The sequence below is a fragment of the Pseudomonas sp. JZ114 genome (assembly GCF_051027705.1).
In the GTDB taxonomy this organism is placed as follows: Bacteria; Pseudomonadota; Gammaproteobacteria; order Pseudomonadales; family Pseudomonadaceae; genus Chryseomonas; species Chryseomonas luteola.
Map to the genome: position 1 here is coordinate 3,858,255 of NZ_CP069256.1, position 11,517 is coordinate 3,869,771.

Below are 11,517 nucleotides of genomic sequence, written 5' to 3' on the forward strand. Positions count from 1 at the left end.
TTATGACTAGAAAAATGCGCTCCCTCCCCCACCGCAGCGGCGGTTTTACCCTGCTTGAAATGCTGGCTGTCATCGTACTGCTTGGTATCGTGGCTACCATTGTGGTCCGCCAGGTCGGTGGTAACGTCGATAAAGGCAAGTACGGCGCTGGCAAGGCTCAGCTGGCCAGCCTGAGCATGAAGATCGAAAACTATGCCCTGGATGTCGGCGCACCGCCCAAGAATCTGCAACAACTCACTACCAAGCCAGCCAACGCTCGTAACTGGAATGGCCCTTATGCCAAGCCCTCGGATCTGCAGGACCCGTTCGGCCATGAATTCGGCTATCGCTCGCCCGGTCAGCACGGTTCGTTTGACCTGATCTTTTATGGTCAGGACGGACAGCCAGGCGGCGAAGGCTACAACGCCGACGTTGGCAACTGGGAATAAAGAGTGTCATGCCGCGCCAGCCCTCCTGTACCCGTGCCCTACGCACCGTCTCGAACGGTATGCGCTTACAGGGCCGGACATCGCAGCGCGGCTTTACACTTCTTGAGCTGATCGTTGTCATCATCCTGGTCGCCATTGGTCTGACCCTGGTCTCCTTTGGTGTTACCCGCGGACTCGACAGTGTTCGATCCCGCGAGGCCGGTCGTGACCTGACCCTGGCACTGCGTGCCGTACGCACCCAGGCCATTACAACCGGCCAGACCACCACACTGAATTTCGATCTTGCCAACCAGCGATACCAACAACCCGGCCGGCGTCCTCAGTCGCTGCCCAAGGGCATGCGCATGCGGGTAACCACAGCGGCTGACCTGAGTACAGGTCGCAGGACCGCCATCGCCTTCTTTCCAGATGGCAGCTCAACCGGTGGAAATGTCAGGCTGGAAAAGGATGGACGCGCCTGGCGCGTCGATATCGCCTGGCTGACCGGCACCGTCAAATGGCAAGAGGTAAACCCGTGACGGGACAGCGCAGGCCCCGTTCAGAGGGTGGCTTTACCTTGCTGGAATTGCTGGCAGCCGTGGCATTGCTCGCCGTCACCTTTTTCGTATTGATGGGAGGCATTGGCCAAGCCACCCATGCCTTGCTGAAGGACAGCCGAGCGACCCAGATGGCCTTGACGGCCCGCTCGCTACTGGACGACACGGTCCATCGTCCTCTGAAACCAGGCTCCAGCCAAGGTTCATTGCCTGACGGTACACGTTGGAAGCTGGATATCAGCAAAGCGGGCACAGCGATGACCAGTCAGCTGTATCGCCTGGACTTGTCATTGACGGCGGGCCGGCATCAGGAGCGCTTCAGCACATTAAGGCTGCAGGGTATATCCGAGGTCCCGCAATGAAGGTCTCAATGCGCGGCTTCACCTTGCTGGAAGTCCTACTGGCTATCAGCCTGCTGGGTATCCTGCTGGTCCTGATCGGCTCTGCCCTCATCAGCGCCAATCGGACATTGGCTCGCAGCGAGCAGTACAGCGCCCGACTGGATGAGCTGCGCTCTACACAGAATTTTTTACGTCGCGAACTGCAGCAAGCCCTTCCGCTGTCGATCCAGCGCACCCCCACCGGGCAGGGAATGGTGTTTATCGGCGAGCCACAGGAGATGCGCTTTATCGCAACGTTGCCTTCGCATCTCGGCGGCGGCATCCATATCCAGACGCTCCGCTTGGCAGGTGACAGCCGAGACCAATGGCTACAGGTCGACTTCGCCAAGATTGTTGGAAACAACCGCACTGAATCCTGGGGAGATCCCCAGCGTTTGTTGCGGCGGGTCAGAAACCTGCGCTTTTCCTATAGCGGCCTTGACCAGAACGGACGACCTACGGACTGGCTGCCGCGATGGCCCTGGCCGCAACACCTGCCCCAGCGGGTTAGGGTTGACCTGACGGCCGATGGCCCCATTGCCTGGCCACCTCTACAGGTCGCCGTACGCCTCGACCTGGGCAACTCAAACAGCATGGGGTCTCTGCAGTGAAGCGGCAGCACGGGGTAGCGCTGCTCATTACGCTATGGGCACTGGCACTGCTCAGTCTGGTCATGGCCGGCGTCGTAACCGCAGTACGCCTGGAAAACAAACAGAGCGTCCATCAGCTTCAGGATGCCAGGGCGCATCTTGCGGCGGAAGCAGGTCTGGCCCTGGCTGTCCAGCATCTGACAGGCCTTCAACGAGAGCAGCGCTGGGTTGCGGATGGCCGCCCCTATCAACTCGAATTCGACCGCATGCGCCTGACCATTCAAGTGCGCAGCGAGCTGGGAAAGCTGGATCTTAACAGCACCTCATCCGCCTTGTTCATCAAAGTGGCGACTGCATTGGGCGTTCCGGCTGGACAAGCGAAGCAAGTCGCGGCAGCCTTGCAAGCCCGTCAGAACGGGACGGATCCGACGCCCATGCGAACCCTGGAGGAATTGATTCAACTCCCCGGTATGGACAATGCGATGTTTACTCGCCTGGAGCCCTACATCACCGTCTGGAGCGGGTACGATCAGCCGGTTGTGAGCTTTGCAGCGCCACCCATACGGCAAGCCATGGGCCAGAAGAACATCATTTCCCTGGAGGGAGAAGATCCAGGGCAGGTATTGAGTGTGTATAGCCAGGCTGAACTGGACAATGGTTTCCGCTCTGCCTTGAACGTGACCCTTTTACTCAACCCAACGGATAGCAACATGCAACCTTACCGCGTGCTGCGCTGGCAAGAATGAAAACAATTCGACTGGAATGGCCCAATAGCCTGCGCCCTGCCGTGAATGCCTTTCAGGCGCAATGGCACGCCTCCGTGTTTCCCCGCTTTTTCAACTGGTGGTTTACCGAACTTCGGGCCTGCCTGCCCCCTCGCCTACGCAGCCTGTTCGAGCGAAGCGAACATGAACAGATCATCCGCTGGGACAATGAAGAAGCCTGGCTTCACTCGGCGGAGGGTAAGCATCCATTAACCAGCGCCGATTCGCTGGGTACAGAACGCTGCGTTCTGCTGTTATCGCCTCGGCAGGCGCTGGTCAGAACTATCAATCTACCTGCTGGCGCAGCCCAGGACGTCATGGCGGCTGTCGCCTTCGAGATGGATCGCCATACCCCTTTTAAGGCCAGTCAGGTCTATTATGCGGTCCGCCGCTGGCCAAGCCAGCCCAAGCAGCCGCTCCGTGTGACGGTTGCCACCGTACTGAAGGATCGCCTCGATCCATTACTGGAGCGCCTGCAGGCGCAGGGCATTCGTCCCGACGAGATCGATGTGCAACAGCCTGAAGGGGGGCGCCTGGGTATTAACCTGTTGCCATCCGAACGCCGTCAGCTTCGCAAGAATCCGAGGCGTCAGCTGAACATTGGTCTTGCAGTCCTGGCTATCGCTTTGACATTCGCAGCCATGCAGGTCTGGTTGTATAACCGCGCCGTTGCGCTCGAAGCCATGCGTCATGAGGTCAGCCAGCTTCGCGCCGGCGCCCAGGAGATCGAAAGCCTGCGCCAGCAGATACAGAATGGCCTGGGCGCCACTCGCTACCTGACGGAGCGTAAGGCGGGTACTCCACCGCTGAGCGTGATGCTTAGCGAGCTGACTCAGTGCCTGCCCAAAGACACCTGGCTGACGGAGCTGTCCGTTGAAGGAGACGGACAGGTCAATCTGGCCGGCCAGAGCCAGAAGGCTGGCGCCTTGATTGGCGAGATGAAGAATTGTCACTCGCTTACCGGTGCGCAGTTCCAAGGCGTCATCCAGCCAGACGAAAACACCAAGAAAGAGCGCTTCTACCTGCTCGCCCACCTGCGTCGGGAGGAAGCCAGCAATGCGCCGGTCACTGACACCCCGTGAAAGTCGCATCGCCGCGCTGGCCGTTCTGGCGTTCGCGTTGTATGTGCTGTACTGGATTTGTCTGGAATGGTGGTTCGTCGCGCCCCAGCAGGCCATGAACGACGAAATGGAGCAGCTCCGCCAGACCCAGCGCCGGTATGCCGCGCTGCAGGCCCAGCGTGAACCCTTGCAGCGCCAGCTCGAAACCGCACAGGAGCGAAACGCTGGGAGTGACAGCCTGCTGCCCGGTGACGACCCCAGTGCCGTAGCAGCCAACCTGATGCAACATACGGCTGAACTGATCGAGTCGCACAAGCTGGACGGCGCCGGCTGTGAATTGCTCAACCGCACGCCCATCGCCGGCAACCCTGGCGATGAGCCCTATGCCCAGGTCAAAGTCAGCTTCAACCTCAGCTGCGCCATCGAGCCGCTGGAAGCCATCCTGTACGACATTGAAAACGATCGCCCTTTCCTTTTCGTAGAGGAGCTTCGCGTCGAGCGTCATGAGGATGCTCCGCCCAAGGGTGGTGCCGGCAGGCTTGAAGTCCAGATGCTTGTCACTGGCTACATGCAGCGTAAAGCCGGTATGGACGATAACGAAAACACGGATTCGGATGACCCGACATGAACGCCGCTGATCAGCATCGCCTCACCCCCTGGCTCGTCCTGATTACGGGACTATCGGCCGCGCTTCTGGTCATGTTCGCGCTGGGCATTGGCCGTAACGTACAATGGCTGCCTCCTCTTGAAGCACAGCACTCGCCTGCAACCGTCAGGTCGCCGGAGCTGCCGAACGCACCGCCCCTGGATGCCTATGCCAACACCTGGCAGCAGCCCTTGTTCAGTCCGGACCGTCAGTCTGATCAGAAAATGGCCGCGCCGGGTCAGCCGACTTACCTTACAGGCTATGTGCTGACCGGCATTATCCTGACCGACTCGCTGCAGCTGGCCCTGCTCAAGGACAACTCAGGCAAGGCGCTCAGCGTTACCCGAGGCAAGGCACTACCCAACGGCTGGAAGCTAGAGTCCGTGGCTGCCAACAAGGCGGTATTTGTCTCCAGTGATCGTCAGCAAAGCTTGCCGCTCGTGATCGAAAAGGCACCTCTTGACGACGTGTCGGCCCCAGCCGCCGAGGCGCCCAGCTCTACCACGGAAACGTCCCCGGAAGAGGATGACGACTCCGATAGCGAAGATTGATACGGAACCCGGATTCAGTGGCCGACGCGGCCGCCCCCTATTATCAGGAGCACTACAATCGTGACCTTGCGTTACCCCTTGGCCTGCATGGCCACCGCCACCTTGCTGGCAGGTTGTATCTCACCGGCCACCGATACGCAGCAAGACGATGCCCTGCTGCGTGAAGGTCTGGCCGGAACAGGCAGCCAACGCCCCTTGGTAAGAGAGCCCTCGCCCAATGTTCCCAGCTCGGCCGAAACGGGCGATAACCCCCGTACACCGGCCCGCAGTCAGATCATTCGTGGTGATAACCGCTTCATCAACAGTCGAGTGACACCTGCCGCCAAGCCGTCAGCCGCGCCGGACGGCGGTGTAGTATTCAACTTCAACAACCAGCCGATTCGAGCAGTGATCAACAGTATCCTGGGCGATCTGCTTCAGGTGAACTACACCATCGCGCAGGACGTAAAGGGTGAGGTCACTTTCTCCACGTCCAAGCCCGTTGCAAAGACCGAAGCCCTGTCGATCCTGGAGACGTTGCTATCCTGGACCAATAACGCCCTGGTGCGTGAAGGCGATCGCTACATGGTTGTACCAGCCAACCAGGCCGTGGCAGGCCGCATGGTGCCGGCGCTACAGATGCCGGAGCCAGGCAGTGGCCTGTCTGCCCGCCTGTTCCAGCTGGACTACATCTCCGCCACGGAAATGCAGAAGCTGCTCAAGCCCTTTGCCCGTGAAAATGCTTTCCTGCTGGTGGACCCCTCGCGCAATGTCATCGCGCTGGCCGGTACGCCCGACGAGCTTGCCAATTATCAGCGAACCATCAGTACCTTTGATGTGAACTGGTTGAAGGGCATGTCTATCGGCGTCTTCGGCCTGCAACGTGCCAGTGTGGCAGAGCTGATGCCGGAGCTGGATCGCCTGTTCGGCCCGCAGAGCGGCACCCCGCTGGCCGGTATGCTCCGCTTCCTGCCGATCGAACGCACCAATGCGGTGGTGGCCATCTCTTCACAGCCTGAATATCTGAACGAAGTTCGTCAGTGGATCGAGACCATCGATAAGGGCGGCGGCAACGAGCCGCAGATGTATGTGTACGACGTACGCAACATGAAGGCTACAGATCTAGCCCGCTATTTACGCCAAATCTATAGTAACGAAGCAGTGTCTGAAGAACCAGAAGCACAGGTTGCTCCGGGTTTGCGTACAACGACACTCTCAACAGGAACAAATACCAGTACAACAGGTACCACCGGTATTACTGGTAGCAGCCAGGGCTTGGGAGGATTGGGCAGCAATGGCCTTTCTACCAGTATTGGCAGCAACAGTGGCATTGGTGGCGGTAACACAGGTAACAGTACGACAGGTAACCGGAACGCGTCTGATACGGATAACGAAAACTCGAATAGCAGTGCCTCGGGCGGCAGTGATTCTAATACCAACGACGCAGGCGTTCGTATCACGGCGCAGAAAAGTAGTAACCAACTGCTTATTCGGACCCGCCCTTCACAATGGAACGAAATTCAGTCCGCCATCAAACGGTTGGATAACGCCCCCATGCAGGTTCAGATTGAAACTCGTGTCTTGGAAGTTAGCCTGACAGGCTCACTTAGTCTTGGTGTGCAGTGGTATTTAGGCCATCTCGCCGGAAACTCCAGCACTGAGGGTATCGCCAATACCTCTGGCAGCCAGGGTGCACTAGGGCAAGGTGGCGCTGCGTTAAGTTCAAGTGATGCCCTATTTTACTCTTTTGTCAGCAATAACCTGCAGGTAGCCTTGCATGCCTTGGAGACGAACGGTAATACGCGTGTGCTATCTGCCCCGTCCTTGGTTGTCATGAATAACCAGCAAGCGCAAATTCAAGTAGGAGACAATATTCCGATCACTCAAACGTCTGTTAGTACAACCAGTGACTCAACATTTAGTAGTGTGCAGTATGTACAAACCGGCGTCATTCTTGATGTGGTACCCCGAATAAATCCCGGCGGCTTGGTTTACATGGATATCCAGCAGCAGGTCAGCGATGCAAGCTCGACGACTGATGCTAATGGGAACCCATCAATTTCTACCCGAGCCGTTACTACACAAGTAGCAGTGCAGAGTGGGCAAACCGTATTGTTAGGAGGCCTGATTCAGCAGAGCGAGGCTGAAACTGACAATAGTGTTCCCTATCTCAGCCGGATCCCCGGACTACATTGGCTATTCGGTAGTACAGCACGTAATAAAGGTCGCTCCGAGCTAATAGTTCTCATCACGCCACGTGTGATCACCAGCAACAGTCAGGCGAGCCAGATCACGGATGAGTACCGCCAGCAACTCCAGCTGATCAGTCCCATCAAGCCTATCAGCCAGATCGACACCTCCCGTTGACAACCCTGGTGGGTCGCCTGCATCGTCAGGCGGCCCCCAGGTGTTCAGGCATTTCCCTTCGCGACATGGGCAGAACGCTTGAGGCGTCCTGCGTTCCAACCCTTTGGCCACAAAGGAAGTACGATCACTCATGTCCGCTTCGCTACTCGATGCCCGTACCGCTCGCTATTTGCCCTGGCTGGTTGCCATTGCATTCTTCATGCAATCGCTCGACGCCACGATCCTCAATACTGCACTTCCCAGCATGGCACATGATCTCAATGAAGATCCGTTGCGCATGCAGGGCGTCGTGATCGCCTACATGCTGACGGTCGCGCTGCTGATTCCGGCCTCAGGCTGGATCGCCGATCGCTTCGGAACACGGCGGGTCTTTTTCAGCGCCATCGCTTTGTTCACTTTTGGCTCACTGTTATGTGCATTGTCCCCCTCGCTCCCCTTGTTGATCGCAGCCCGCGTCATTCAAGGTCTGGGAGGCTCGCTGATGCTGCCAGTCGGGCGGCTCGCCATCCTGCGGGCTTATCCTCGTACCGAGTTGGTGCGAATACTCAGCTTCGTCACCGTGCCGGGTCTGATCGGCCCGCTGACCGGCCCTACCCTAGGCGGCTGGCTAGTGGAAGCAACTTCCTGGCACTGGATCTTTCTGATCAACCTGCCGGTAGGCTTGTTGGGCTGTTATGTCACCTCAAAACTGATGCCTGACCTGCGCAGCCCCATTCCCATGCGCTTCGACGGGTTTGGATTCCTGCTGTTTGGCGCGGCAATGATCCTGATATCGGTTGCCCTGGAGGGTTTGGGCGAGCTTCATATGCCCCATGCCCGGGTGGTTCTGCTGCTAGTGGGCGGCCTCGCCTGCATGATCGCCTACTGGCTGCGAGCCTTACGTATCGAGCGTCCGCTCTTCTCGCCGCAACTGTTCCGCACCCGCAGTTTTGCCGTTGGCATATTCGGTAATCTGTTTGCCCGCCTGGGCAGTGGCGCGCTGCCCTTTCTGACGCCTCTGCTGCTTCAAGTGGGCATGAATTTTCCACCGGCCAAGGCAGGTATGACCATGATTCCGCTTGCGCTGTCGGCAATGCTGGTCAAGCCCATCGCCAAGCCTATCATCGACCGCCTGGGCTATCGCCGATTACTGATCGGAAACACCATTTTACTGGGCTGCATGATCGCCAGCCTGAGCCTGATCACCACGGAGACGCCTTATCCACTGTTGCTGATTCACCTGGGTCTTCTGGGCGCCGTCAACTCGATGCAGTTCACCGCCATGAACACCGTGACGCTGATCGATCTACGCGATGAGCAGGCCAGTAGCGGCAACAGTCTTCTGTCCGTGGTCATGCAGCTGTCGATGAGCTTTGGCGTCGCCTGCGCCGCTGCCTTGCTGGGTGGGTTCAAGGATGATTACGCCGATACCGATGTGCTGTCCGCCTTCCATGCCACCTACCTCAGCGTTGGGCTGCTCTCTATTCTGGCTGCCGCAATTTTCGGGCAGCTTCCGGGTAATCCTGACCGCAAGGCGCCTTCGCATCGCGTTGAGGAGCCGGAAAAGAGCCCGCAGAGCGCAGAGGCCTGATGATTCAGCAGGCATAAAAAAACCCGAGAGCATTCTCGGGTTTTTTGCTTCGGCGCTCAGCGGTCAGACCACCTGAACGTGCTCAGCCTGCATGCCTTTCTGGCCTTGCACAACTTCGAAGCTGACGCGCTGGCCTTCTGCCAGGGTCTTGAAACCATTGCCTTCGATGGCACGGAAGTGAACGAAAACGTCGGGACCGCTTTCAGGAGTAATGAAGCCATAGCCTTTGGTTTCGTTGAACCACTTGACGGTGCCGTTCTGACGATTCGACATGAAGATGTTGCTCCTTGGTAAATCGGGTTTTGTTATTAAAGCTTTTAATGCCCTGAACGATGCGCCATCAGACCATTCGCCAGGGACTGCGTTGCAAGGAGAAACACCAATCGAGCAGGACGGGGCCACGTGGAAACCTACCGCCTCAGGTCACGATCAACAGCGACCCAAGCAAACACAGTGGTTTGAACTCTACGATAAATTTATTACGAAAGCGATTACACGAAAGCCGCCTGTCGCAAACGGGACAACCGGTACTTCAGATGCGATCAACGGCATAATCAATGCCGTCATTAGGTTTACTTCTCCTAGCATGACATGTCTATAGAAACACTATAAGTGTGTTTTTGGACATATGCCATGCTTGATGAGCACCACTTCGGGAATCCATTTCGTGCGTAATATTCTGGTCGTAGAAGATAGCCAACTGGTCCTCAAGCTTTTGTCGCACCTCTTTCGACAGGAGCCCTTGTTCGAACCGGTATTCTGCGCATCGCTGGCCGAGGCTGAACTTCTTCTGGAGACCAGCCCCGGTCAGTTCTTTGCTGCCATAGCCGACCTGAACCTGCCCGACTCGCCCAACGGCGAGGTCGTGGATGTCATCCTTGCCCACAAGGTGCCCTGCATTGTCCTGACCGGTCGCTACGATGAGCGTCATCGCGATGAGCTCATCAACAAGGGCGTCGTCGACTACATTATCAAGGAGAGTCAGTACTCCTATGACTATGTGCTGCGACTCCTGCATCGGCTGGTCCAGAATCAGAACGTCAAGATACTGGTTGCGGAGGACTCCTGCGTCTCGCGGCACTACATGTGTCGGGTGCTCTCATCACAGCTGTTTCAGCCGCTGCAGAGTACGGATGGGAACGAGACGCTCAGGGTGCTTCAGGCGCAAAACGATATCGACCTGCTGATCCTGGACCATGACATGCCCGGCCTGTTGGGCTTCGAGCTAGTCAAGCGCCTGCGTCAGCAGCTCAAACGGCACGACCTGCTGATCCTGGGGGTTTCGGCTGATCCACAGGGTATCCTTAGCGCACGCTTCATCAAGCACGGCGCTGACGACTTCCTACGCAAACCCTTCTGCCCGGAAGAACTCAACTGCCGTGTCATGGCCATGCTCGAGCGACGCGACTTGCTAAGGGCGTTACAACAGGCAGCCCGCTATGACTCACTAACCAACCTCCTGAACCGGCGAGCCTTTCAGGAAAAAGCCGAGCTGCACATCAGCCTGGCGCAAGCCCAGTCGCAACCCATTAGTATTGCCCTGCTGGATATTGATCTTTTCAAGAACATCAACGATCAGATGGGACATGCCGGTGGCGACACCGCCTTGATAGCGTTTGCCCATGCCCTGCGAACACATTTTCCGCAAGACATCATTGGCCGCCTGGGCGGAGAGGAATTCGCACTGGTGAGCCAGTCAAGCGAACAGGAGCTGGCCAGACGCCTGGATATCTTCCGCAAACTCTGCACCCGGCTCAATTACCTGCCTAACGCCCCCCTGCTGTCCTTTAGTGCCGGGGTTGCCAACCTGCAGACCCAGGCGCTGGAGCCGGCACTTCACGTGGCCGACCAGCGTCTTTATCAGGCAAAGCGCAGCGGGCGTGGCATGACGCTATGTCACTGACCTGCTGAGTTGGCGGCCACACTAGGTCGTAGCGGGCAAAAATGTCGGCATAGGTACCATCTGCCTTCATCCGCTCGATCGTATCGTCAAACTGAGCAATGATTTTTTCCTGCTCAGGATGATCTTCCGATACCAACATATGCAGGCCTTTTTCCGCCAGCGGCTTGTCCAGAAACTGAAGCCGGGACGATTGAGCACTGGCCACGCGCTCGATCACACGCCTGGCCACATGCTCCTCTTCGATTGCCAGATCGACACGTCCCGCCAACAGCATTCTCAAAGCCTGCTCGAAATCGGCAACCGCGACCTTGTCCAGGGTTCGATCCTGATCGAACTCTTTCGAATAGGCATATCCCCGTACGACGGCCAACCGGTACGGCCTCAAATCTTCCAGCGTGGAAAAGGTAATCGCGCGCGTTTTCAATGCGATAAAGCGTAGGCGGTTTGCCAGGAAGGGCTTGGAAAACTGCCCCAGGCGCTCTCGCTCGGGCGCATACCAGATGTCGACAATCACATCATGGGAGCCATTTTGTATGCCATACAGCACCCGCTCCCAGGGCTCCTCACGAAACGTTGTCTCGTATCCGGAGCGGCCAAGGGCTGTCCTGACGATATCGACAGCCAAGCCCTGACCAGCCGGCGAAGTCATAACATACGGCTCCCAGGGGTTTCCAACCAGTCGAAGTGGAGGGCTGGCCCAGGCCAGGAGCGAGCACGACCAGGTCAAAGCCAGGCAACAAAA

Annotated in this window: 14 protein-coding genes; 12 read left to right on the forward strand and 2 right to left on the reverse strand. The window is 57.7% G+C overall.

Going from position 1 to position 11,517, the window contains the following annotated elements; translation table 11 throughout:
• Positions 1-2: 2 nt before the first annotated feature.
• From gspG to mdtD, 10 genes are all read left to right on the forward strand, one after another.
• Positions 3-428 (forward strand): type II secretion system major pseudopilin GspG, encoded by a 426-nt coding sequence (gene gspG, locus JQR90_RS18100; RefSeq protein ID WP_010796073.1) that lies wholly within the window; start codon positions 3-5, stop codon positions 426-428.
• Positions 429-436: 8 nt separating this feature from the next.
• The gene (locus JQR90_RS18105; protein WP_010796074.1) at positions 437-946 is read left to right on the forward strand and encodes a GspH/FimT family pseudopilin; all 510 of its coding nucleotides are present in this window, start codon (positions 437-439) and stop codon (positions 944-946) included.
• A complete protein-coding gene (locus JQR90_RS18110; protein ID WP_010796075.1) occupies positions 943-1,326 on the forward strand; it encodes a prepilin-type N-terminal cleavage/methylation domain-containing protein in 384 nt (127 codons plus the stop codon). Before JQR90_RS18105 ends, JQR90_RS18110 begins: the two co-directional genes overlap by 4 nt.
• Before the next feature lie 8 nt (positions 1,327-1,334).
• Entirely contained in the window at positions 1,335-1,955 is a 621-nt protein-coding gene (locus JQR90_RS18115) for a prepilin-type N-terminal cleavage/methylation domain-containing protein (RefSeq protein ID WP_230382162.1), read from the forward strand.
• A complete protein-coding gene (locus JQR90_RS18120) occupies positions 1,952-2,680 on the forward strand; it encodes a type II secretion system protein GspK (protein ID WP_010796077.1) in 729 nt (242 codons plus the stop codon). The genes JQR90_RS18115 and JQR90_RS18120 overlap by 4 nt, the downstream gene beginning before the upstream one ends.
• Entirely contained in the window at positions 2,677-3,780 is a 1,104-nt protein-coding gene (locus JQR90_RS18125) for a PilN domain-containing protein (protein WP_010796078.1), read from the forward strand. The genes JQR90_RS18120 and JQR90_RS18125 overlap by 4 nt, the downstream gene beginning before the upstream one ends.
• On the forward strand, positions 3,755-4,387 hold the full coding sequence (gspM, locus tag JQR90_RS18130; RefSeq protein WP_010796079.1) for a type II secretion system protein GspM: 633 nt from the start codon (positions 3,755-3,757) through the stop codon (positions 4,385-4,387). The genes JQR90_RS18125 and gspM overlap by 26 nt, the downstream gene beginning before the upstream one ends.
• Positions 4,384-4,956 (forward strand): hypothetical protein, encoded by a 573-nt coding sequence (locus tag JQR90_RS18135; protein ID WP_010796080.1) that lies wholly within the window; start codon positions 4,384-4,386, stop codon positions 4,954-4,956. The genes gspM and JQR90_RS18135 overlap by 4 nt, the downstream gene beginning before the upstream one ends.
• A gap of 87 nt (positions 4,957-5,043) precedes the next feature.
• Positions 5,044-7,302, forward strand: a complete 2,259-nt coding sequence (gene gspD / locus JQR90_RS18140) for a type II secretion system secretin GspD (RefSeq protein WP_112297970.1) — start codon at positions 5,044-5,046, stop codon at positions 7,300-7,302.
• 130 nt (positions 7,303-7,432) lie between these two features.
• Entirely contained in the window at positions 7,433-8,872 is a 1,440-nt protein-coding gene (gene mdtD / locus JQR90_RS18145; RefSeq protein WP_010796082.1) for a multidrug transporter subunit MdtD, read from the forward strand.
• Between the two features lie 63 nt (positions 8,873-8,935).
• On the opposite strand, the gene JQR90_RS18150 is transcribed toward mdtD, so the two are convergent.
• Positions 8,936-9,145: a cold-shock protein gene (locus JQR90_RS18150; protein ID WP_010796083.1), complete on the reverse strand. Its 210-nt coding sequence runs from the start codon at positions 9,143-9,145 to the stop codon at positions 8,936-8,938.
• Between JQR90_RS18150 and JQR90_RS18155 the strand changes: the two genes are divergently transcribed.
• Together JQR90_RS18155 and JQR90_RS18160 are read left to right on the forward strand one after the other, a co-directional pair.
• Positions 9,144-9,473 (forward strand): hypothetical protein, encoded by a 330-nt coding sequence (locus JQR90_RS18155; protein WP_037029835.1) that lies wholly within the window; start codon positions 9,144-9,146, stop codon positions 9,471-9,473. The two genes, JQR90_RS18150 and JQR90_RS18155, sit on opposite strands and share 2 nt — an antisense overlap.
• 66 nt (positions 9,474-9,539) lie before the next feature.
• Entirely contained in the window at positions 9,540-10,775 is a 1,236-nt protein-coding gene (locus JQR90_RS18160; RefSeq protein WP_037029836.1) for a diguanylate cyclase domain-containing protein, read from the forward strand.
• Here JQR90_RS18160 and JQR90_RS18165 read toward each other — a convergent pair.
• Complete coding sequence (locus JQR90_RS18165) at positions 10,660-11,424, reverse strand: transporter substrate-binding domain-containing protein (protein ID WP_167670394.1); 765 nt, start codon at positions 11,422-11,424, stop codon at positions 10,660-10,662. The genes JQR90_RS18160 and JQR90_RS18165 overlap by 116 nt on opposite strands.
• Positions 11,425-11,517: the final 93 nt, after the last annotated feature.